Source organism: Chitinophaga sp. CF118, from assembly GCF_900112615.1.
GTDB lineage: Bacteria > Bacteroidota > Bacteroidia > Chitinophagales > Chitinophagaceae > Chitinophaga.
Genome location: NZ_FOMK01000003.1, coordinates 374,522 through 398,039, shown reverse-complemented (window position 1 = coordinate 398,039; position 23,518 = coordinate 374,522). Strand labels below are relative to the sequence as shown.

Genomic DNA, 23,518 nt, shown 5'->3' with positions numbered 1-23,518 from the left:
AACAATATGATGGTGGAATTTTTTAAATGAGAAAGCCCCGGATCCGGGGCTTTCTCATTTAAAAAAAGATTACTATGCAAGAAGCTTATCCTGTTCGCCAGCAGTTCCGGGATACGCGGACGAAGAAGCGGAGTAATTCAGCAGTGCCTGCACCAGCATCATTTCACCATAAAAACCAACAAGTAGCAGGATGCCAACCATTACATAACCTTCATCGCTCACTGGTGTTAAAATCCCTCCTACATTAAAGGAAGTATTACCCAGGAATCCTGCTACCGTACCAGCATCCTGACTATTTGCTATGAACCCTATGGTAGGCACTTCCCATATAACATTGATGACCAGTTCTACATAAGGTGAAGCCTTTGCCCACTTAGTCAGGGCTTCACTAGCTTCCGGGTCATTTTTATCATATTTATACAGGGTAATGTCTGAAAAAGTTTTAATCACGCTGATAACGGTAATTATCTCATCCATAACTACATACCATGCCTGGGTACTCGGTTTGGTAATAGAAATGTTGGGAGCAATATAAGGCAGATAAGCCAGCGCATAAACCGTACAAACTGCCGCGCTTTGCGGATACGCATCTTTGACGGCAGTCATTATGATCATTGCTATTGATCCAAAATAACCAGCGATACCAAGCGTTAGTGTGATGATCTGCACCGGAGTTGCCCCACCATCATCAGCCACGGCAAGATTACTATTACCTGAATAGAGGTTTTGAATAGTCGTATAATCTGTAGCATCTATAAGCGATTGAGTGAAACTATCATCCGGAAAAGGAGTTTCCTCTGCCACCAGTTTATAAATAATGGTTACAGGAATTGCAACAATCAGGCATGTAAGGTCCAGCAGGGTAAGATCGCTGCCGGAAAATTTCTTGTAGATGGATGAAATCACAGGGATATCGAGTGGCGTTGTCAAAGCAGCAACCACTCCATCCACAAGCGTGGCAATGATATCCATCACGGTTCCTATGATATTACCAACAGTATTTATCACTAAATTCCCAATGATGCTTATCAGATTTTTAATCAGATCACTTGCCGATAATGTGCCGATCTGGTCAATCACGTCTGTCTTTAAAGCTGCCAATACATCCTTAAAATCCTTTTCTTCTTCCTTCAGCGCGTTATAGAGGTCTATAATTACCGCTGATATTGTATCTCCCTTGAAGGTAGCGTCAAAAGTTGTGGAAGCTCCTGCCACATTACCTTTGGTATGGTATAATGCCCAGTGTGATTGCGGACTGTCCTTTCCCGGCATCGGGGGAGAGGAAGCACTATTCCCTGCTATGGTACCCGAAACAGCAGGTATATCAGCCCATTGGTCTATCTCTTGATTAATAGTACTAAGGGTATCGAGCAGGGTTTGTTTATAAGATGAGATATTGTCTACACAATACTGCGAATATTGCGTAAAAATATTTTTCAGTACATTATGTGTACGAACAATATCGTTCCAGGAAAAAATAAATCCAACCCACTGCACCAGTTTTTCAAATCCCGCTTCGATCTTGTTAAGAATAAACTGGATACCATGTACCACATCATTGATACACTGCATGATAAAGTGATATACTGCATCCCCTATCTCTATAAAAAAATGGGTAACACCATCGATCACCTTTACGATGAACTGTGCTACATCATCAATGGCATTCTCCAGCCATTTAAAAATATCTCCTGCAAAAGCTTCAATGGCATTTCCTGTATCACCGAACACTATACCTCCTTCATAAAAGGAAAAAACACCGTTCTCCGGGATAATACCTGCGGCGGCATACTGAGAACTGCCTTCAAAATACTGTATACTATTATTCGCAAAGGAAAGCCCCCATACCAGACCGTCTGATGCTGCTAAAGATCCCGTGGAGGGAGGTTGCAGGGAACCATCCTGCGGAAGCGTTTGGGCGGTGGTAACAAATTGTGCAATCCCCTTTGCAACGGCATCCGATTGATCGGCCGGAACAGAAGACGGCACCAGAGGTGTAGTATTACCGTATTCGTCGGTAACATTTACCGCTGTAAGATCAGTTCCCTGCGTGATGCCACTCATGCTCTGAACAATATTATTCATCGGGTTCACATTCAGCCAGGTGCTATCGTCCTGCTGGAAATTATAACAAACAGCCCCCAGTGTTTGTGTTTCCTGCACAAAAGTGATCATACCACTGCTGTCGGTAGTAACAGCCAATGGCACACCGGGCAAAAGCGTGACATACAGATTATCCATGTATAATGAACAGGGGCTGGTAGCTGTCATTTGTACCATTTGCCCGCTGATGGGCAGATCATTATCATCCGTTACTTTAAGCGCAGTTGTAAATGCATAATACTCATAAATATCACTTGCACTCAACATAGGTAGTAAGATAGACTGAGTGCTCCATTGAGTCGTTACTGCATCTTGTATCAACCTCACTATCGACTGCCCTGTGGTGTGTGCATACAGCACGCTGGATTGCGTCTGGATATCCAGGAGGGTGGCCAGTTGCTCCACTCCCACCAACAATGGCAACGGGCAGGACCATGAATCAGGATCTGTTTGGCTATCAACGTCACAGCGGCTATAAAAGACGGTCCCTTCATTGTCCTTTCCCCAAAGCGTCACCTGGTTTCCGGACTGATGCACTTTGAGATATTCAACACCCACAATAAGATCGTTGGTGATAACAGCAGTGCCGGTTGCAAAATTTAATTGCTGATCTGGTGTAAACAGGTAAATCGCCCCTGTACCTGCCACGTACAGATTCGTATTGTTTGAACTGTCCGGCGGCATGGTAGCGATAGCAGAAGCCCCGTCCGGGGGCGTCAGCTTGATAATATCAGGAGGGCCGAAAGGAGAATATAAAGGTGTAAAAGTTAAGGATGTACCATCGTTAAGTGAATATAATTCATATAAACCTGCATACATCGCTGCTGAGGCTTTACCAATCTCCATTCCATAGAGCTGGTCATAATTCTCAGCTGTTTCATACTCCGTCCATATTTCCGTAGTAGCTGATGCGTTAATACTGACTACATAATTCTGAATAAATGTAGTAGCCTGGTCCTGCAAACCAACAATCACATAAGGAGCCTGTGTTGGGTCCTGGTTCAGTGCAATATTAATATACGCAATGTCCGCGTTACTCACCGGGTCGGCAGTATCATCGTAAAGGCGGGCAGTCCAGCTTCTGTTATCAGAAGAAGTTAGCCATATAGCATCGGGCGCATCGGAAAGGCCGGATAGCATATACAGGTAATCAGCATTGTCTTCTGCCACATGGATAGCCTGCAGGATCAGGATATCTCCTGTTGTAGCATCCTGGGATACCGCAAAAGTTTTGGCTGTTACTGTTTTACCGGTATAACCGGCAGCCAGTTCTGTGGTAAGATCAATAGGCGTCCAGCCTGTAGATACATTATCCTGTTCTGCACTCAGATAAAGAATAGCATCATCCCCTATAGAAAAAAACAGGGATTGCCCCTGTGAATTCTGCAACACTGAAAATAAGGACTGATCAGAAAGTAATTGTGCTGCTTTCTGATTTTTCATCAACGCTGTTGATGTATTCAGATTATACATGTTAACCGGATTTTAATAGATGAAGAAATAAATCAGGGGGCCAGGAAAGTGATATTCGATACAAGATCGCAGGTAGCACTGAATTGTGGGTTTGAAAACACAAAAGTATTGCCTGCAGGAAACACAAAGTGGTTGGCCGACTGGATAGCAATAGTGAGGCTGGGTTGTATATTATCAACAATAGTGGTCTGGGTGGTTGTCCGCAGATCACTGAGATTCGAAGCGAATTCCTGGAAAGCACCCGCCACTGAACCCCAGAATTTATTCCAGGCAGATTGATCTTGTTGCTGTACTACGGGCTCACTATTAAAATTCTCATTCTGTAATACAAGGTCTAACTGGCCATTATTGGTGAGGTCCATCTGTAAAGCAAGATCTACACTCCAGTTATAAGTTGTTGGCGGCATGGAAAGGTCCAGCAGGCCACCATTCTGATCTGACTGTTGTGAATCGGCCGAAATAGTGATTGCACCTGAAAGCGTAGCTGCAGTGCCATTGAATGCCAGCGAACAGTTCATAGTGTAGGTAAGCGTTCCACCCAGATCACCTCCGAAACATGTTTTTGTGACATTGGCAGTAGGCGAAGTATAAGTATATTGTGCAACGACATTATTATTACTTGCTGATGGAGTAACCATTGTAAAAGCACCCGGCGATCCGGCATTAAGCTGCATAATCTGGTCATCAATAGCAACATCGCAACTAAGACTAACATAAGCCACCGGAGAAAGATCTGATAGTATAGAATTCAACTCTGACGCAAGGAAATTGGCATAAAGGTCCTGCCTAATGGCCATTGCTCCCTGCACAGTATTATCATCCACAAAATTAAATCCCAATGTAACAGGAGCAGTTGCAGGTAACGGATTCCCATTAAACATCGCCAGGTAAGTAAGTGTATCCAGACCCGGATTAGAATAATTACCGTTAGCATCTGTATAGGGCATTACACAAAATTCCAGCGAGGTAGGCATGAAAGTAGGTGTGTTGTCCATCGTAGCAACCTGCCGAACAGTATATCCAAAAATAATTCCTCCCGATTGCTGGAGTGACGCCAGGTATACCTTCATGATTCCTGCCAGAATATTTTCAGCAGAACCGGTCAATCCTTCAATTCCTAAATAGGTATCGTAGTTGGCGGTATTGAGGTCTATATAAAGCTGTTGAATGGAATAAGAAAAATTATTCAACTTGCTAACGGCTGATTGTACAGCGGCCGGTGCGTCAGGAGCATTCACTGTGGCAGTTGCCAGGTTCACCGCAAACTGGATTACCCAGAACGGTCCATCAGTAGGTTGGGAGATACTGAACCCAGGAGCAACAGAGGATGAAAAAGTGGCATTACTGAAGACTATATTGTACAATATGGTCTGGTTCCCTTTGTCTGTATATAACTGCACCAGCGGACTACCATTACTACCCATTGGATAATCCAGCGTACCGGTAAAGGTATAATTGGCCGTAGATGGATCAGGGGCAGGGATGTAATTACCGTTATCATCAACATTGAAATAGAGTGCAACTGTTTTATCCAATCCATACAGATATTCGGCCAACGATTCATTCAGGCCATTTTGTGTAACAGCAACAACCATATCATAATTAGTAAGACTAATCTGACTGAGTCCCATAAGATTAAATTTTAAATGAAGAAATAGAGGATTTATAATGATATATTATTGGCGAGGTAAACATTTTCATAGGGTTAATGCATCTACGTTCACGAAAAATTTGAAAAGGTATTACCTGGATAACTCAGATAAATTTACAGATTCTTTTGATAAAATACGTAACTGTGTAAATAAATAATGGGCCTTAGGATCTCACATTCTCCATCACATACTTTTGAACATTCTTATAAGAGTGTATACTTGTCAGTTATCTCAAAAAAAAGGCCGTTCCAGGAATCTGAAACAGCCTCAATATTTATATTTGTCATGCTTAGATCACGTATCCATCGGGGATTACAGCCCCGTTCTTTAACACCACAATACCATCTTTCACTGCGTACAGTTCATGGTCACCATCCGGCAAACGTTCTCCCACATTGATCTCTACATCATTACCAATGCTGCAGTTTTTGTCGACGATCGTGTTATTGATCCGGCAGTTATTACCGATGCCAATAGGAGGATGTCCTTTTGCTTTCGCCCTTGCAAGATCTTCCAGTGTCTGGTAAAAATCACTGCCCATCACATAACTGTTGGTAATGGTAGATCCTCCTCCTATACGGGTACGGAGCCCCACTACACACCGTTCCAGATAACTGTCTGAAATAATACTGCCATCAGCGATGATTGTATTTTTCATGGTACCGGAAATCTTTGCCGGTGGTAGCATACGTGCACGTGTATAGATGGTCTTGGATTCATCAAAGAGATTGAATTTAGGAATCTCGTCTGTGAGGCTGAGATTGGCTTCCCAGAAAGAACTGATATTTCCGATATCTGTCCAGTAGCCGGTATACTGATAGCTAACAACTTTCATATCTGCATGAATCGCGTACGGAATAATTTCCTTTCCGAAGTCAGTGGATGCCACCTGATCATTCAGCAGGTCGTACAACGTTTGTCGACTGAAAATATAGATCCCCATACTGGCCAGGTAATGCCGACCCTCCTCCTGCATTTCTTCGCTTACGGGCGAAGCCCAGGGACCTAAAACATCCTGTTTCGGTTTTTCCGTAAAGGAGGTGATCATACCTTTGTCATCCGTTTTCAGGATGCCAAAGTCTGATGCATCCTTAGCATTCACCGGGATGGTAGCAATAGATACTTCTGCCTGTGATTCGATATGATTCTGCAGCATTTCGCGGAAGTCCATCTGGTAGAGCTGGTCGCCCGAAAGGATCAGGACATATTCATACTCAAAGTTTTCGATATGATGCAGACACTGACGCACCGCATCTGCTGTTCCCTGATACCATGTGGGGTTATCTGGTGTTTGTTCTGCTGCCAGGATATCTACAAAGGCCTTACTGAAATGGCTGAATGAATATGTGTTTTTTATATGCTTATTCAGCGATGCAGAATTAAACTGAGTAAGCACAAATATGCGGTTCATTTCTGCATTCAGGCAGTTCGAAACGGGAATATCCACCAGCCGGTATTTACCAGCTACTGGCACAGCCGGTTTGGAGCGACGGCGTGTTAAGGGGTAGAGACGGGTTCCTGACCCGCCGCCTAAGATAAGGGAGATAACTGCGTTAGACATATTTTGATTCTTTTATTTCAATTGTTCTTAAAGACTATTGTATAATTTCAGATATTCGGATGCTGCACTGTCCCAGGAATGATCCAGTTGCATGCAATATTCCCTGATTTCCTGGAAGAGAGACGCATTATTATACAGCACCAGTGAGCGCCCTACAGCATTACAGGCATCCCATGTGGCGGGCTGTATAAAACGAATTCCAAACCCACCCGGGTCACCAAAATCTATAACCGTGTCTTTTAATCCGCCAGTGCTGCGAACAATGGGCACAGTACCATAACGCAATGCATACATTTGATTAAGACCACAAGGCTCCACACGGGAAGGCATCAGAAGAAAATCACTTCCTGCATAAATACGGTGGGCTAATGCCTCATTATACCCAAACTGTACATTAAAATTCTTTCCTGTATATATCCTTGTTTGTTGTAGCGACCATTCTACGTGAGGATCGCCGCTGCCCAACACTAAAAAATTAAGTTGTTGGTGTTGCTCAAAAAGAGAACGTCCTATAATCTCGGGTAACAGATCTCCACCTTTATCTCCTACCAACCGTCCGATAAATGAGATGAGCGGTAATTTAGGGTCAAGATCAAACTCCTCACATAATAGCTTTTTTATGTCCTCTTTTGCTTTTATAAAAGTAAATTCATTGTAATTAATGGGTAACATCGGATCCGTTGCCGGATCCCATACTACAGAATCAATGCCATTCAGAATTCCAACTCCTTTATTCTGTTCGCTGCTCAGCAGGCTTTCCAGCCCGTTTGCATTGGAATACAGTTCTTCCAGGTAAGTAGGCGATACTGTAGTAAAACGCCAGGCACATTTGATAGCTGATGCCAGTGGGTTAATAGCACCATCCCATCCCAGCAGTCCGGCTTTCCAAAGATCAAATCCCGGCAGTCGGTATAGCTCATCCCAGCCAAACTGGCCCTGGTACTGTGCATTATGAATCGTTAATACAGTGGCAATATTCCTTAAACGTTCGTATTTGTAGGCATAGCTGACCATAAAAGGGATTAACCCTGTATGGTGATCGTGACAATGAATAACATCCGGGTGATGTGTCCATTCATTTAGCCAGTCCAGCACTCCTACCTGGAATGCAAGGAAACGTTCTGTATCATTCCAGTGTCCGTACACCCCCTCTTTATCCAGCAGGCCCGGAATATCCAGGAGATAAAGATCAAAACCAAGGATGTTGTGTTCCTCCTTCCATACATTCACATGGTACCAGTCGTGTCCTAACCAGGTACCACCCTGATGTACCAATTCAAATTCCTGAGTTGCAAAGAACCGGGTTTTATAAGCCGGCATCACTACTTTCGCTACACAGCCCGCCTGGGTCTGGTATTTGGGTAGTGCGCCCACTACATCTGCTAGTCCTCCAACCTTTGCTATCGGATAACATTCCGCGCTAACGTGTAAAATCTCCATGCTTAACTGTTATGTCTGTTTCATTAAATTACCTTGGAAAAAGGATATTACAAAGAAATGTCCAACTTTTATTTACATAGCCCCACAGCCTTTTCTATGACTGATTTAAGTAAGAGAGGCCTGCAATAATCCAGTAGTGTGGCGCACTCCCTCACATGCAGATTATTCATCTATATTCGTATATCCTTATCTGTTCTATTGTTAGCCAATGCAGAAAACATTACAACTATGTGCATTTATACCACAACTGGGGCAGAGAAACCACGGAACGCGGAAAGTTTACAATTTCTTATCTTCGGAATATGGATTTTGGTCGCGTTGATCCGGCCCTGCTGGACGAAATAGATTTTAAGCTGCCGGCAGAACCGGCTCTCAATAAAACAGTACTGAAGGGTACTCCATTGAAAAAACCGCACGTTTACCTAGGCTGTGCCAAATGGGGCCGCAGGGAATGGGTGGGCAAGATCTATCCCAAAGGTACCAGGGAAAGCGACTGGCCCGATGAATACATGCATCACTATAACAGCATTGAATTAAATGCCACCCATTACAGGATTTATGGGGCAGATGTGCTGGAGAAATGGGATGCCAGAGCCAAAGGAAAACATTTTAAGTTCTGCCCTAAAGTGCCCCAGTCCATCAGCCATTACAGTACCCTGATCAATGCCGCAGATCAGACCACCGCTTTCCTGGAAGGCATTCTGGCTTTCAAAGACCACCTGGGGCCTATCTTTTTACAGCTGAGCGACAGGTTCTCTCCCAACAGAAGAGATAACCTTTTCAAATATCTGGAAAGCCTTCCCACTGACCTGCAATTTTTCCTGGAAGTCCGTAATCCGGACTGGTTCAGTGATCAGAATGTACGCAACGAACTCTTCAACACCCTGCACCGGCTAAAAGTAGGTGCCGTAATCACGGATACCGCCGGCCGCCGGGATTGTGCCCATATGTATATGCCCATTGCCAAAGCATTTATCCGCTATGTAGGTAATGGGGCACATCCTACTGATTATACCCGTATTGATGACTGGGTGAATAGGATCCACTACTGGCTTCTGCATGGCTTAAAAGAGCTGTACTTTTTTATGCACGACCAGGCAAACTCTCCAGAACTCACTGTATATGTGGCAGATAAGATAAAACAGGTATGCGGAATTGAATTGCCCAGACCCAGGTTCGTAAGTCAACAGAATACCCTCTTCTGACAATCATTGTTTCCCATCATTCTAAATATTACTTTTATACCCTGAAAAGGGAAGATTTATATATGCGGAACAAGCTCAGTGAACTGGCCCAGGATTTAGAGGGCATACTATACGATGATGAAACCATGCGGACATTGTATGCTACAGACGCATCGGCTTACCGGGAAATGCCATTAGCAGTAGCTATTCCGGCAAATGAGAAAGATCTTAAGACATTAATCGCCTTCGCGCGTGCAAATAAAACCTCACTCATACCCCGGACTGCAGGGACTTCCCTGGCCGGACAAGTAGTAGGTAACGGGATTATCGTTGATGTTTCCCGATCCTTCACTAAAATACTGGAAATCAATACAGAAGAACATTGGGTAAGCGTACAACCCGGTGTAATCCGCGATGAACTGAATATGTTCCTGAAGCCTTACGGCTTTTATTTCGGACCGGAAACATCTACTGCTAACCGTGCTATGATTGGTGGTATGGTGGGCAATAACTCCTGCGGCTCCAACTCAGTAGTATATGGCAGCACAAGGGAACACCTGCTGGAAGTAAAGGCCCTGCTGAGCGATGGCTCGGAAGCTATATTTCACCAGATGACCATAGATGAATTTCATGCCCGCTGTGAAAAGAACGATGGCACTTTGGAAACCACCGTTTACCGTCAGCTCCGTACCATGCTGAGCAATCATGCTAACCAGGAAGAGATTCGTAAAGAGTTTCCAAAACCTAGTATTACCCGCCGTAATACTGGTTACGCAGTAGATCTGTTGCTCGAAACAGCACCCTTTACTGCCGGGGCCGAAGATTTTAACTTCTGTAAGCTCATTGCCGGCTCTGAAGGTACGCTGGCTTTCATCACCGAAATAAAACTGCATTTCTCTCCCCTGCCTCCTAAAGAGACAGGGTTGTTATGTGTGCATTTTAATAATATAGATGAGTCGCTGAGGGCCAACATTATTGCCATGCAATATAAACCCAGTGCCAGTGAGCTGATTGATCACTACATTCTTGAATGTACAAAAGATAATATAGAGCAAAGCAAGAATCGCTTCTTTGTGCAGGGCGATCCCGGTGCCATTCTCGTAGTGGAATTCTGTCGTGATAACAGGGAGGCCATCACAGAAATAAGTAACCGACTGATAGCGGAATTACAGGCCGCCGGACTGGGATACCACTTCCCGCTTGTCTTTGGAGACGACACTAAAAAGATCTGGACGTTGCGTAAAGCAGGACTAGGCCTTCTCAGTAATCTTCCTGGTGATGAAAAGGCTGTGCCCGTGATTGAAGATACTGCTATCGACATTCACGATCTGCCCGGCTATATCAGGGACTTCAATGAAATTCTGAAAAAGCATAACCTTTATTGCGTACACTACGCACATGCTGGCAGTGGGGAAATTCACCTGCGCCCCATCATCAACCTGAAAACAGAAGAAGGAAATCAGCTGTTTCGAACTATAGCAGCTGAAATTGCAACGCTCGTTAAAAAATACAGAGGTTCCCTGAGTGGTGAACATGGCGACGGCCGGTTGCGTGGTGAATTCATTAAGCAGATGATCGGTGACAAAAACTACGAACTGCTTCGCCAACTGAAATATACCTGGGATCCTGAGAATATCTTCAATCCCCATAAAATCGTTGATACGCCCAGCATGAACAGTATGCTGCGATATGAACCGGGACAAAAAACACCACCTTTAAAAACAGTGTTTCACTTCCCGGAACAAACCATGCTGCAACATGCAGAACAGTGCAACGGCTCCGGCGACTGCCGCAAAACGGAACTGAGTGGTGGTACCATGTGCCCCAGCTATATGGCTACCCGCAATGAAAAGGATACTACCCGTGCAAGGGCTAATATCCTGCGCGAATTCCTTACGCATTCCAACAAAGAAAACCGCTTTGATCATAAAGAAATTTATGACGTACTGGATCTTTGCCTGGCTTGTAAAGGTTGTAAGTCAGAATGTCCATCTAATGTAGACATGGCTAAACTGAAAATGGAATTCCTCCAACATTATTATGATGCTAACGGTGTTCCTTTCAGGGCTAAACTGATCAGCAACTATACGCGGCTAAACGGACTGGCAACTATTGCTCCCGGCGTGTATAACTGGATGATCAATACTCCGCTCACAAGTAATCTGATTAAAAAGACCTCCGGCTTTGCTCTGAAACGCTCCCTTCCGGGCTTAGAGTCGACTACCCTGAGAAGCTGGTTCCGTAAACAATGGCCGCGAGAGAAAGCAAAGCTGCCTCTTGCCGGAAAACAGGTATACCTTTTCTGTGATGAGTTTACCAACTACAATGATACGCATATAGGCATCAAAGCTATACAACTGCTGCATCGCCTGGGATATGATGTTCAGATGATCAGTCATCCGGAAAGTGCCCGTGCATGGATGTCGAAAGGTCTGCTACGTAAAGCACGTAACTTCGCAGAAGAAAACGTACGTATATTCAGCGCCGTTATCAACGATAACATTCCTTTGCTGGGTATAGAACCTTCTGCCATCCTGAGCTTCCGTGATGAATATCCGGACCTGGTACAGGAAGAACTGAGAACTGCTGCGAAAGAATTATCCAAAAATGTATTCCTGATAGATGAGTTTCTAAGTATGGAAGCAAAAAAAGGAAACATTCCTGTATCACTTTTTACAACTGAAAAAAGAAATATCAAATTGCATGGACATTGTCAGCAAAAGGCATTGTCTTCTGCATTGCATAGTAAAAATATTTTATCGTTACCTCAGAATTACACAGTGGAGGTAATCCCTTCGGGTTGTTGTGGGATGGCAGGCTCTTTCGGATATGAAAAAGAACATTACGACCTGTCTATGCAGATAGGAGAAATGGTGTTGTTCCCGGCAGTACGCAGTGCTTCCACCGATACGCTGATTGCCGCACCTGGTACCAGTTGCCGGCATCAGGTAAAAGATGGTACGGGACGTAAAGCATTACATCCCATTGAAATTTTGTGTGATGCACTGATTTAAATAATGTTATTCTGATGCTATAAACAAAGAGCCAACGAAGCTTTTTGTTTATAGCATTATTTTTTTATCTAATGCCCCTCCTATTTCACGACTCTCCTATCTGATAATCACAAACACATATTATTTTTTTAATATAACAATAAAAGTACTATATTTGCAACGGACAAGCATGATTTTGTAGCAGACCCGTATAATCAAAGTAACTTTATTCACCTATGACAAAATCCTTCGCTGCAATCAGCGATTCGTAAACCTATAACCTTTAGAAATCAAACAATAACTTCAAGATGAAGAAATTAGCATTCAGCGTACTCGCAGCAGTACTTTTTATCAGCGCGTGTAAAAAAGATGACAACGATTCTACTTCAGACAACTCATTCACATTTAACAACACTACCGTTGTTACCACCTACGGATATAGGTTTGACTGGGACACAGATGGTGGTCAGGTATTATTTGCAGACGTTAATGTAACAGATACCTTTGAAGGCAAAATGAGTGCATTCAGCATTAGCATTGATACCTTGATAGACGGTCAGACTTACACTCTTTTATCCAAAGATTCTGTGGCTTTCAACAAGAGCAAAAACTTTGATGATGCTTTAGGATATTACAAAGCTGATTTTATAGACGGAGAAATTAATGATACAACGAGCACCCCTATGAGGGCGCCTAAATCAGGTACCGTAACCGTTAAAAAGAGTGGAGATAATTATTCAATTGGATATACTATTCAGTTCCCAACAACTACAGTTACCGGTAAGTTCAACGGGAAACTGGCATTGCAGAACTAAACATACCGGAACTTTGACTATCCTTTTATAAAAAAGGAAAAATAATCCATTACGGGTGCCGCCACCTGTAATGGATTATTCATTTATAGCCGGATCGTTTCAGGAAGAATAATTTCCACTATGCATTGTTATACAACATATTTAAAAGATATAATATTTCGTAATATTAAAATAATTAATATCTTTACAAGGCGAACATGGTTTGTGGCAGTCCCGAATTAAGTCATCATATAACCTATGACCTGATTATACAACCTATAACATACAACTTCATGAAAAAATTAACCTTTGCCGTACTTGCGACAGTACTGTTCTTTGCTGCATGTAAAAAAGACGACGACAAATCAACGCCTGCTGTAACAACAGGAGGTTCCTTTTCATTTAATGACACTACGGCAGTAGTCAATAACGGTTACCTGTATACTTACGGTGTGAATGAAGGAATATCATTAGCATTCACAGATTCAGTATTAACAGATACTTTGAAAGGTAAGGTGTGTGCTGTGAATATTGATCTTGATACACTGATATCCGGTAAGACTTATACTTACTTATCCGATGATTCTCTTGCATATGATAAAACGAAAAACTTCGATGATGCTACTGTCTTTTACAAATATCAATGGGAAGATACAGATCTGGATGAAGCATCCGGTCGCTTCTTTGATGGTATCACATCTGGTACGCTAACCTGTACTAAGAATGGAGACAATTATTCCATTACCTATACTTTGATCTTCCCTACCGGTAAAGTAACCGGTACGTACAATGGCAAATTAGAATTACGTAACCAACAATAAAAAAGCTGAAAGTTATACTTTCAGCTCCTTGACTCTCCTTTTAAAAAAGGAAAAATAATCCATTGCGGGTGCCGCCACCTTCAATGGATTATTACTTTTATAACCTGATTGTTTCAGGCAGATACTTTGCGATCAATGCTTCGTAATATGGTTTCAGTTCCGATACTACGGGCGGTTTCGGGCTTTTTGAATAGAGATCATAAGGATTGAATTTCTTTACCCACTCAAACATCTCTCTGTCATGATCATTCATCAGGTGATCATAAGAATGCTCCCTGTGCTGTGCATAAAAAGAGTGATAGCGGATCATATATAAAGCCGGTTCCGGCAGATAATCTTTCATGATCTGATACAGATACTCATCATGCCCCCAGGACAGGTCCACATTCTCTAATCCGCAGTTTGGTGAGTACACACCGTATTTTGTATTGTAACGCTCATCCGTTGCATCCGGATTATCTGCGAAGTATTCAGGGTATACGATCTTATCTGAAAAACCACAACCTACAGGGAAGGTATCCCCTACCACTGCCCATTGCGGTTCATCAAACAAACACAATACTTTTCCCATATCATGGAGAAAACCGGTAAGCACAAACCAATCCGGATGACCATCTGCCCGGATAGCCTCTGCGGTTTGCAACAGGTGTTGCAACTGGTCCAGTTCAATATCGGGATCGGAATCATCTACCAATGTATTCAGAAACTCCATCGCTTTCCATACGGGCATTTCCTTACGATTGAACTGCAGGAACTCTTTCTTTTTTTCCTGCACAAAATCGTACGTCTGATATTTATGATTAAGACGATAAAATTCCCGCACAGTATCCCTTACAGGACTATCATAATTGCGGTACTCTTCTTTGCTCTTTGCTGGCTGGTCGGCTTCTGGATAGCGGAGTACGACATCATCCTCCCAATCTTCAATACTCTGTAGTGGGCGTATTTCCTCCCCCGAAAAGTTATTTGCATTCATTCTGCGTGGATTTTATTACTTGAATTTACAAATTTCAATCGATTCCAACAAGTAGAATTTATGGCCAAAGAATAGACCGCTACTACCAGAAAACAGTATATAGTGCTGTCAGTATCCCTATAATAAGTATACTTGCGGCAATAAATCCCGCTGATGGCTTGAACATACTGTTATCAATCTGAATCACCCTTTCCTGGTATTTACTCTTTTTATCCAATAGTGTAACAATAGCCATCAGGAGTATCAGGAATACAAATACGATCGACATACGGTTCAGGAATGCAAAATCCGGGAATAGTCCGCCAGTCCATACCGGCAGGAATTTCAGGACGGTCGACAGCGGTATAGTAAGTACAGCCCCCAGCAATGCAGCCGTAGAAGTAGTCCGTTTCCAGCAGAAACCCATTAAGAAAATGGCCAGCACGCCTGGAGCAATGAAACCCACATATTCCTGGATGAACTGATATGCCTGATCGAGGTTACGAAGCGCCGGGGCTACGAAACTGGCTATCACCATAGACAGGATCACTGCGATTCGGCCCGTACGTACCAGGGTCTTTTCAGAAGCCCCCTTATTGAAATAACGGTGATAGATATCCAGGGAGAAAATGGTGGAAATACTGTTGGCCTTTCCCGCCAGTGAAGCCACCACAGCTGCAGTGAGGGCAGCAAAGGCCATTCCTTTTAAACCAGGAGGTAACAGGTTCAGCAAGGTAGGGTAAGCATGATCCGGTTTTACAATTCCCGCAGCATCCTTCATTTCAAAACTGAAAACGCCCTGCTGGTATAATACATAAGCCGTTATACCTGGCAATACTGCAATAACAGGGATCAGCAGCTTCAGGAAAGCTGCAAACAAAATACCGCTTCTGGCCGTTTTGAGATCGGCCCCAAGAGCACGCTGAGTAATGTATTGATTACATCCCCAGTAACTTAAGTTATTCACCCACATGCCTCCAATTAATACAGACAAGCCGGGCAGGTCTTTATAATACTGGTGAGACGGAGGAAAGATCATATGGAAATGGGTGTCTGCCTTTTCCCGGATCAGTGCTAATCCTTTCCATACATTATCACCATAGCCAAAATGATTGGATACCAGGTTCAGAGCCAGATAGGTGGTAACCAATCCGCCGATGATCAGCACAAATACCTGGATCACGTCCGTATAACCAATCACCTTCATCCCTCCCAGCGTTACAATAACGGCAAAGAGTGCCAGTCCGAAAACACACCAGCCAAAATCAATCCCGGAAACGGACGATATAGCCAGTGCTCCCAGATAGATAATGGAGGTGAGATTCACAAAAACGTATACTAACAACCAGAATACCGCCATAATGGTACTCACAGTAGTATTATATCTTTGCAGCAGGAACTGCGGCATGGTATAGATCTTGTTCTTCAGATATACCGGTATAAAAAACAAAGCCACGATTATAAGCGTAGCTGCAGACATCCATTCGTAAGTAGAAATGGCAAGTCCCAGGGCAAAGCCTGATCCCGACATCCCGATAAAATGTTCTGCTGATATATTTGAAGCGATCAGTGATGCCCCGATAGCCCACCAGGTAAGAGAGCCTTCCGCAAGAAAGAAATCTTTTGAACTGGTATTCACCGCTCTTTTTCGCTGATAGATATAGTACCCATACGATGCGACAATCACGAAATAAATGAAAAAAACTACATAATCTAATGCCTGCAAATGATTCATATCGGGAATAAAGTTAGTACGTGGAATTGTGAATCTTTAAATTAATTAAATAATTCCATGATTTATATACGTGCCGGACTATAGACTTTCAACTTTTCTTTTATATTTACCACAGATATGTTAGAAGTAGACAAAAAGGAAGCGCATTTATTGCAGAAAGCAATTGCTGAATGGGAGGAAGATGCACTCATCACCCCTCAGCAGGCAAATGATCTGCAAAAAACCTGGCGGATCCGGGAAGCAGACTGGCAGGCTATTACGCTCTATATTTTTATTGCTGCAGTTTCCTGTGCGCTAATGGCCTTTGGCTCTTTAGTGCTGGATGAAAAGTGGATCGAAGTACTCCGGCTCAAGTTCTCCCTGCCGGATGGTATTATAGCGGCACTCTTTGCCGGTTTAACCATTTTTCTTTGTCTGCATGGCTACCGCCGGCAGCACCGGCATCCCGCTTATTCATTAAACCGGGAACTTTTCTGGCTGCTGCCAGTACTCAGCATAGGCGTAAGCGTAGTGTATCTGGGAAAAAGCCTGCAATACATGAATGGTAACTATGGAATTTTCTGGCTGCTGGCCACTGCCTGTTACGGAATCCTGGGTATTATCCTGTCCTCCAGATTACTATGGTCTGCCACACTATTATGCCTGATCCCTGCTTATATAAAACTCACTTATTTTATAACGACTGATAAACCTTATTTCTGGGGTATGAACCTTCCCTGCCGCATGTTCCTGCTGGCGATGATCATGCTCGGGCTGGATTTTCTTTTTCGCAACAACAGGAAATACAAACGGGTGGAAGATATCAGTTGGGCAGGCGGCTGGTTGCTACTATTATTATCCGGCTGGCTCATTTCCATTTTTGGCAACAGTGCATCCTGGGAAGAATGGCAGCATGTAAGACAAATACAACTACTCTGGTGGGTAGCATTATTCACCCTGCTTTGCGGCATCACTATCCTGATAGGCATTAAAACAAATGACAGTATGGTAAGAGATGCTGGTGTACTCTTTCTCTTGCTGGATATGTATACCCGCTACTTTGAATACCTCTGGGATCGTACACATAAAGGATTATTCTTTGCCATTCTCGCGGTTTCATTCTGGTGGATAGGGAAACTGCTGGAACGCAGAATGAGAAAAGGAAAACAAAAAACAGCACCATAATAAATAAAGGCATTAAGAAGCAAGCTAAATTAAAAGCCTGTATCATAATTATAATACAGGCTTTTAATAAAGTTACAAACGGGAACTCACCACTTCTACCTCCTGCACCTGATATCTCTTTGTATCATGGAAGCTCCAATCGTAATTAGCCGTAATCCATGAGCGTAACACGGCAATAAAACGTTCCAGTTCTTTATCTGCTTCAGCACCGAAAGACGGTAACAGTTTTTCGAGTGCGGTAAACAGTTTCACCTCTTCATCATGCATACGGGCAGTTTCATTCACAGCATCCTGTAAGGCAAGTTTCCGCTCATGTTCCAGAACAAGTACAAGGTTATGTACGTCGCCTTGTTTTGCTTCTTTTGCACAGGAAAAAATATCATTGCTCCAGCAAACGATATTATTACAAGCCAGAACCAACCGCTGTACAATAAAATGCTGTAATACATGTGCCGGCAGGTATACCTTTTCTATAATCTCGATGGCTTCTACATCGGCAAACAATGCACCGGTGTAAGGGCGCATGGTTACATATTCAGCCACGGTGGGCGTTGCGCCTACAGCACGATTACCGGCTTCCCAATGGCAGGAAGTAAAGTATTCTTCCATGCTGCGGATAAAACGCTGCTGCCATGCAGAACTGCCTAACTGCTGCATACGGCGCCAGATATCAGACAAGCTGTTGCCCAATACACTGTCTATCTGTTTATTGTGTTTCAGGATATCCATAAAACCATCTGTGATACTTTCCAGGTAAACAGTCTTTTTACCTAACTGTGCCTCATCGCACTGATCGTCCAGCATAAAAAGCCAGGTATTGAAATTTGCGATGATGCATAACTCATGTAGTTCCGCATGAGGAAATGCACGGGCCGCCAGCCAGGCAAAGCGGGATCTGTTAAAGCGGGTTAACGCTTCTGTAGTGTTCATGAATCCGGAAGCCTGTACCCATTGGAGATTTTGTTCGTGGGCGGCTTCTACATGCTGGTTAATAAGAGATGGGAACGGATAATTTATCCGAGGCAGAATGATCGTTGGCATAAGTGAAAATTGTGGGTTACATGTTGATTATCCGAGCGTTTGAATGTTTGTGTTTATTCAACCATCAGATTTTCAAAACTCAAACCTTCAGGCGCTCAATTACTTTTGGAAAAGCCAGTGTGAACCAGCTCGTGAACTGTGTGGGTTGCGTAGCTAACAGCTGGGTAATTGCTGTAATACTCATGTACCGGTATTCGTTTACTTCATTAGGATCTGGGTTAATCACACCATTATAGGTTCCTGACAATACATGATCATATTCATGCTCAATAAGACCATTACCGAATGCTGTACGATAAGTGAACTGGAATAGTCCGGTAAGCGGGCAGTCAAACCCCATTTCTTCAAACAGTCGTCTATGCGCAGCCGCTTCAACTGTTTCTCCGGGTAAGGGATGACTGCAACAGGTATTTGTCCATAATCCTCCTGAATGATACTTATCCAGTGCCCGCTGCTGCAGCAGCATTTCACCGGCATCATTCATTATAAACACCGAAAAAGCCCTGTGTAACAGCCCTTTACGATGTGCTTCCATTTTTTCCATTACGCCTGTAGCTTCATCCTGTTCATTAACCAAAATAACCTGTGCTTCCATACTATACAAATATATAGTTGATAATTTAAGTAAACGAATTCGGGCAGGCATAGCCCCCCATTAATAGCAACTAAACCGTTGCCGGTGGAGAATGAATTGTGATCATAAGTTTTCTTTTATAGTTAACAGAGATAAGGAATTTCAATATTGGCACAAACAGAAATCATCGTTACTACTGGATGCAGTCTTAGATAGGGTTAAAATGAGATGGCCTTAAATTACGAATTAATTTGTTCATTTTATCTTTTTGAACCATCTATTCCTGGCAGTGATTCTTTCCCACTTTCAACTTTAATGTATATTTGTACTCTATGGCAGAAGATCTGAGCATTATTCACGGCGATAAAATTGCAGCATATCAGTCTATAATTCCTCAAATAAAGGCAATTGTAGATGGAGAACCTGATCAGGTAGCAAACCTGGCCAATACAGTAGCTGCATTAAAAGAACAGTTTGGATGGTTTTGGGTAGGTTTTTATCTTGTAAAAGGAGACGAACTGGTGCTGGCTCCCTTTCAGGGACCAGTAGCCTGTACTCGTATAAAAAAAGGGCGCGGTGTATGTGGCAGCAGTTGGGCAGAGGCCCGAACTCTTATCGTCCCTGATGTAGAAGCCTTTCCCGGACATATTGCCTGTAGCAGCCTCTCGAAATCAGAAATTGTAGTCCCTGTTATACGCAATGGAGAGGTAATAGGAGTGCTGGATGTAGATAGTGAATACCTGAATCATTTTGACGAAACAGACCAACAATTCCTGGAAGAACTGATTGCAGGCCTGAAGTTTGCAGTATAATTGAATTTCCAATTAACCAATTATGTTCTTTTTCCGTAAAAAATCTGATAATAACAATGCTGTTGTCCCTTTCCTTGCCGGCATAGAAACAGACATGCATTCTCACCTGGTACCGGGTGTTGATGATGGTGTACAGAACCTTGAAACAGCTATGCATTTTCTCGAAACCCTTCATTCACTGGGTATCAGAAAGGTGATTACCACTCCTCATATTATGATGGATCGTTACCCTAATTCCGCAGAAACCCTCCATGCCCCTTTCACACAGGTACAGGAGGCATTGCGTGAAAAGGGACTGGATCTCAGCTACCATCATGCTGCAGAATATTATATGGATGAATATTTTGAAGAGTTGATGAAAAAGCCGCTACTAACCCTTACGGAAGAACTCTTGCTGGTAGAAATATCATTTATGAGTCCACCTCCACAGTTACACCAATGGCTTTTTGACCTGGCTACCCAGGGCTACAGACCGGTGCTGGCCCATCCCGAACGGTACAACTATTATCACAATCAGACCGAAGAATATAAAACATTTAAACAACGTGGCTGCTACCTGCAGGTAAACCTGTTGTCCCTTACAGGCTACTATGGCAAACATATTCAAAAGTCGGCAGAGTGGCTGATAGAGAACAAACTAATTGATTTTATAGGTACAGACCTGCACCATGAAAAACATCTGCAGGCCATCCTGTCCATAGGAAAAGACAAGAAACTAATTAAGCTACTGGAAGAATATCCCTTTAGAAATAATACATTGACACATTCCCCACAGGCAATAAAGTAAAAAATTGCTTTTAAAATTCTATTTTTACAAAATGAGTACCATTGTTCCGCAAAAAGGGCTTGAAAATAGCCATATAGCTGTTATAGGATTAGGATATGTTGGTTTACCTCTTGCCATTGAATTCGCCAAAAAGTATAATGTACTTGGCTTTGACATCAATGAGGATCGTGTAAAAGAACTAAGTAAAGGACAAGACAGGACAAAAGAAGCTAATATTGAAGACCTTAATAAAGTCATCAGTATCAGAAAAGAGCAAGGCGCTGACAAAGGCCTTCTGTTTTCCTCAGACAAAGCCTCCCTGAAAGATTACAATATCTTTATTGTTACAGTCCCTACCCCTATCAACGAGTATAAATCCCCGGATCTGAGGCCGTTAATCAACGCTTCTACTATGTTGGGCAGTATCCTGAAAGCAGGAGACATTGTGATATACGAATCTACAGTATACCCCGGTTGTACTGAAGAAGACTGTGTACCTGTACTTGAAAAGGTATCCGGCCTGAAATTCAATAAGGACTTCTTTGCCGGTTATTCTCCTGAACGTATCAATCCGGGAGATAAAGTAAACACCCTTACAAAAATCAGGAAGGTAACCAGCGGATCCACTCCGGAAATTGCTACCAAAGTAGATGCATTATACAGCTCCATTATAGAAGCCGGTACACACAAAGCCGTTAGTATAAAGGTAGCAGAAGCATCCAAAGCGATTGAAAATGCCCAGCGCGATATCAATATCTCCTTTGTAAATGAACTGGCACTTATATTCGACCGTATTGGTATTGATACAAACGATGTGATAGAAGCGGCGGGAACAAAGTGGAACTTTCTGAAGTACAAACCAGGATTAGTTGGCGGTCATTGCATAGGCGTTGATCCTTATTATCTTGCTCATAAAGCAGAATCCCTTGGCTATCATCCACAGGTAATCCTTTCCGGAAGAAGGGTGAATGACCATATGGGAAATTTTGTTGCCAATAAGATCGTAAAACTCATGATTGAAAAGGACCACAAGATCAAAGGGTCTAAAATACTCATCATGGGAATTACCTTTAAAGAAAACTGTCCGGATGTACGTAATACAAGGGTGGTAGATATCTACCATGAATTAAAACAGTTCGGTACAGATATCACAATCTATGATCCCTGGGCAGATCCTAAGGAAGTGGCCCATGAATATGGCTTGCAGATTGTAACCAAACTGAGGGAGGACGAAATTTATGATGGTATCATTATCGCGGTAGCACATAAAGAATTCCTCACTTTTGATTATAAGAAGTATAAACGCAACAATGGTGTCATATTCGATACCAAAGCCTGTATAGACAGGAATATTGTAGATTGTCGTTTATAATGGACGAGCACTCTTTATAAATTATAAATATAATGTATATTTGTCAGGCATATTTATCCTTATGCCTGACATTTTTATGAAACAACCTTTTATTTGTTTAGTCGCACTGTCTTTGTTTTTTGCTGCCTGCAAAAAGGATGAAACTTCTACTACTCCTGTTACCGAACCTGTTACCAAGTATGTTCAAAGTATAATTTCCGATGCCGGAGATAGTACCGCTTTGGAATATAATATGGATAAATCGTTGTACCGGTACATCACATACGGCACTTCTGAGGAAATTACAGCTGCAATACCATCCTATGATGCAGGAAATGTGGTAAAGATTGAGAAAGCAACGGGGGCCAATCTAAACGAAATCTTTACACGTCAGATCATAAGTTACAATACCCTGGTACAGGTAACCAAGATCAAATTTTATAATTATGATGGCTCATTCAGCCATTCAGATTCACTGTATTATGGTACTGGTAAGCTGGATACTATCTACCAGTATGAATATAACACGGAGCTGGAGGAGAAATTGGTAATAAAATATGCTTATACCTGGGATGCTAAAGGAAATATCATAAAACTTGAAAAGATTTATCTTAATAACCAGGGCGAAAATGGTACGACTGTTACCACTTATACTTATGATGATAAACAGAACCCGGCACTGCAAATAAAAGGTTATTATGTTATTAATTTTGATGAAGATGAGGTGCCCGGCCTGCTCTCTGCCAACAACATTATATCCTCTTCCTCTCTTAATACTACAAATGGTTATACAGCTTCAACCCGGAATACTTATGGGTATGATGAAGATAAATATCCAGCCACAATGACCTTAAGATCAATGAGTCAATATACCGGACAAGAGCTTCTTTCCGATTCTGTTACATTAAAAATCAATTACGGTAAATAGATGTTCCTACTCAACATATTATAAAGAAGAACCGGTACTATTACCGGTTCTTCCTATTTTAACAACATTTTCCTTTATAGAGATTTATCATAACCCGGAATAATTTAATAACTTTACTTCAGCATATGCGATAAAAAACCCCATATCTTTCTACAAAAGCCTCCCTTAGAT

General features: G+C 42.6%; 17 protein-coding genes. 9 read left to right on the top strand and 8 right to left on the bottom strand.

The features are described from left to right. Positions 1-72: 72 nt before the first annotated feature. From BM176_RS13945 to BM176_RS13930, 4 genes are all read right to left on the bottom strand, one after another. The gene (locus tag BM176_RS13945) at positions 73-3,576 is read right to left on the bottom strand and encodes a hypothetical protein (protein ID WP_090103969.1); all 3,504 of its coding nucleotides are present in this window, start codon (positions 3,574-3,576) and stop codon (positions 73-75) included. A gap of 32 nt (positions 3,577-3,608) precedes the next feature. Then, on the bottom strand, positions 3,609-5,207 hold the full coding sequence (locus BM176_RS13940) for a hypothetical protein (protein ID WP_090103967.1): 1,599 nt from the start codon (positions 5,205-5,207) through the stop codon (positions 3,609-3,611). Positions 5,208-5,517: 310 nt separating this feature from the next. Continuing rightward, positions 5,518-6,789, bottom strand: a complete 1,272-nt coding sequence (locus BM176_RS13935) for a glucose-1-phosphate adenylyltransferase (RefSeq protein ID WP_090103965.1) — start codon at positions 6,787-6,789, stop codon at positions 5,518-5,520. Between the two features lie 27 nt (positions 6,790-6,816). Continuing rightward, the gene (locus tag BM176_RS13930) at positions 6,817-8,229 is read right to left on the bottom strand and encodes a glycogen synthase (RefSeq protein ID WP_090103963.1); all 1,413 of its coding nucleotides are present in this window, start codon (positions 8,227-8,229) and stop codon (positions 6,817-6,819) included. A 302-nt stretch (positions 8,230-8,531) separates the two neighbouring features. On the opposite strand from BM176_RS13930, the gene BM176_RS13925 reads away from it, so the two are divergent. From BM176_RS13925 to BM176_RS13910, 4 genes are all read left to right on the top strand, one after another. Beyond that, positions 8,532-9,434 carry a DUF72 domain-containing protein gene (locus BM176_RS13925; protein WP_090103962.1) on the top strand — a complete coding sequence of 301 codons (903 nt, stop codon included), beginning with the start codon at positions 8,532-8,534 and terminating at the stop codon, positions 9,432-9,434. A 62-nt stretch (positions 9,435-9,496) separates the two neighbouring features. Continuing rightward, complete coding sequence (locus tag BM176_RS13920; RefSeq protein WP_090103960.1) at positions 9,497-12,427, top strand: FAD-binding and (Fe-S)-binding domain-containing protein; 2,931 nt, start codon at positions 9,497-9,499, stop codon at positions 12,425-12,427. Between the two features lie 287 nt (positions 12,428-12,714). Further along, positions 12,715-13,221 carry a hypothetical protein gene (locus tag BM176_RS13915; protein ID WP_090103958.1) on the top strand — a complete coding sequence of 169 codons (507 nt, stop codon included), beginning with the start codon at positions 12,715-12,717 and terminating at the stop codon, positions 13,219-13,221. A 272-nt stretch (positions 13,222-13,493) separates the two neighbouring features. Then, entirely contained in the window at positions 13,494-14,021 is a 528-nt protein-coding gene (locus BM176_RS13910; protein ID WP_143097801.1) for a hypothetical protein, read from the top strand. Positions 14,022-14,118: 97 nt separating this feature from the next. Here the strand turns inward: BM176_RS13910 and BM176_RS13905 are convergent, their stop codons facing one another. Both BM176_RS13905 and BM176_RS13900 read right to left on the bottom strand, forming a co-directional pair. After that, a complete protein-coding gene (locus tag BM176_RS13905) occupies positions 14,119-14,997 on the bottom strand; it encodes an inositol oxygenase family protein (protein WP_090103955.1) in 879 nt (292 codons plus the stop codon). 82 nt (positions 14,998-15,079) lie between these two features. After that, the gene (locus tag BM176_RS13900; RefSeq protein ID WP_090103953.1) at positions 15,080-16,711 is read right to left on the bottom strand and encodes a sodium/sugar symporter; all 1,632 of its coding nucleotides are present in this window, start codon (positions 16,709-16,711) and stop codon (positions 15,080-15,082) included. Positions 16,712-16,828: 117 nt separating this feature from the next. On the opposite strand from BM176_RS13900, the gene BM176_RS13895 reads away from it, so the two are divergent. Then, positions 16,829-17,875, top strand: coding sequence for a hypothetical protein (locus tag BM176_RS13895; protein ID WP_090103951.1), 1,047 nt, complete (start codon positions 16,829-16,831; stop codon positions 17,873-17,875). A gap of 72 nt (positions 17,876-17,947) precedes the next feature. Here BM176_RS13895 and BM176_RS13890 read toward each other — a convergent pair whose 3' ends face one another. Together BM176_RS13890 and idi are read right to left on the bottom strand one after the other, a co-directional pair. Continuing rightward, positions 17,948-18,916 (bottom strand): (-)-gamma-cadinene synthase, encoded by a 969-nt coding sequence (locus BM176_RS13890; protein ID WP_090103949.1) that lies wholly within the window; start codon positions 18,914-18,916, stop codon positions 17,948-17,950. A gap of 79 nt (positions 18,917-18,995) precedes the next feature. Beyond that, positions 18,996-19,511 (bottom strand): isopentenyl-diphosphate Delta-isomerase, encoded by a 516-nt coding sequence (gene idi / locus BM176_RS13885; protein WP_090103947.1) that lies wholly within the window; start codon positions 19,509-19,511, stop codon positions 18,996-18,998. A 311-nt stretch (positions 19,512-19,822) separates the two neighbouring features. On the opposite strand from idi, the gene BM176_RS13880 reads away from it, so the two are divergent. The 4 genes from BM176_RS13880 to BM176_RS13865 all read left to right on the top strand — a co-directional run bounded on the left by BM176_RS13880 (position 19,823) and on the right by BM176_RS13865 (position 23,347). Then, a complete protein-coding gene (locus BM176_RS13880) occupies positions 19,823-20,302 on the top strand; it encodes a GAF domain-containing protein (protein WP_090103945.1) in 480 nt (159 codons plus the stop codon). Positions 20,303-20,324: 22 nt separating this feature from the next. After that, a complete protein-coding gene (locus BM176_RS13875) occupies positions 20,325-21,089 on the top strand; it encodes a tyrosine-protein phosphatase (RefSeq protein WP_090103943.1) in 765 nt (254 codons plus the stop codon). A gap of 31 nt (positions 21,090-21,120) precedes the next feature. Further along, a complete protein-coding gene (locus tag BM176_RS13870) occupies positions 21,121-22,440 on the top strand; it encodes a nucleotide sugar dehydrogenase (RefSeq protein WP_090103941.1) in 1,320 nt (439 codons plus the stop codon). Positions 22,441-22,501: 61 nt separating this feature from the next. Next, positions 22,502-23,347 (top strand): hypothetical protein, encoded by an 846-nt coding sequence (locus tag BM176_RS13865; RefSeq protein WP_090103932.1) that lies wholly within the window; start codon positions 22,502-22,504, stop codon positions 23,345-23,347. Positions 23,348-23,518: the final 171 nt, after the last annotated feature.

Excerpts from the sequence above, each read along its gene's own strand:
- BM176_RS13920 (WP_090103960.1), top strand. The coding sequence starts at position 9,497 with ATGCGGAACAAGCTCAGTGAACTGGCCCAGGATTTAGAGGGCATACTA.
- BM176_RS13895 (WP_090103951.1), top strand. The coding sequence starts at position 16,829 with ATGTTAGAAGTAGACAAAAAGGAAGCGCATTTATTGCAGAAAGCAATT.
- BM176_RS13945 (WP_090103969.1), bottom strand. The coding sequence starts at position 3,576 with ATGTATAATCTGAATACATCAACAGCGTTGATGAAAAATCAGAAAGCA.
- BM176_RS13905 (WP_090103955.1), bottom strand. The coding sequence starts at position 14,997 with ATGAATGCAAATAACTTTTCGGGGGAGGAAATACGCCCACTACAGAGT.
- BM176_RS13910 (WP_143097801.1), top strand. The coding sequence starts at position 13,494 with ATGAAAAAATTAACCTTTGCCGTACTTGCGACAGTACTGTTCTTTGCT.
- BM176_RS13880 (WP_090103945.1), top strand. The coding sequence starts at position 19,823 with ATGGCAGAAGATCTGAGCATTATTCACGGCGATAAAATTGCAGCATAT.
- BM176_RS13940 (WP_090103967.1), bottom strand. The coding sequence starts at position 5,207 with ATGGGACTCAGTCAGATTAGTCTTACTAATTATGATATGGTTGTTGCT.
- BM176_RS13915 (WP_090103958.1), top strand. The coding sequence starts at position 12,715 with ATGAAGAAATTAGCATTCAGCGTACTCGCAGCAGTACTTTTTATCAGC.
- BM176_RS13875 (WP_090103943.1), top strand. The coding sequence starts at position 20,325 with ATGTTCTTTTTCCGTAAAAAATCTGATAATAACAATGCTGTTGTCCCT.
- BM176_RS13935 (WP_090103965.1), bottom strand. The coding sequence starts at position 6,789 with ATGTCTAACGCAGTTATCTCCCTTATCTTAGGCGGCGGGTCAGGAACC.
- BM176_RS13865 (WP_090103932.1), top strand. The coding sequence starts at position 22,502 with ATGCCTGACATTTTTATGAAACAACCTTTTATTTGTTTAGTCGCACTG.
- BM176_RS13930 (WP_090103963.1), bottom strand. The coding sequence starts at position 8,229 with ATGGAGATTTTACACGTTAGCGCGGAATGTTATCCGATAGCAAAGGTT.
- BM176_RS13890 (WP_090103949.1), bottom strand. The coding sequence starts at position 18,916 with ATGCCAACGATCATTCTGCCTCGGATAAATTATCCGTTCCCATCTCTT.
- idi (WP_090103947.1), bottom strand. The coding sequence starts at position 19,511 with ATGGAAGCACAGGTTATTTTGGTTAATGAACAGGATGAAGCTACAGGC.
- BM176_RS13870 (WP_090103941.1), top strand. The coding sequence starts at position 21,121 with ATGAGTACCATTGTTCCGCAAAAAGGGCTTGAAAATAGCCATATAGCT.
- BM176_RS13900 (WP_090103953.1), bottom strand. The coding sequence starts at position 16,711 with ATGAATCATTTGCAGGCATTAGATTATGTAGTTTTTTTCATTTATTTC.
- BM176_RS13925 (WP_090103962.1), top strand. The coding sequence starts at position 8,532 with ATGGATTTTGGTCGCGTTGATCCGGCCCTGCTGGACGAAATAGATTTT.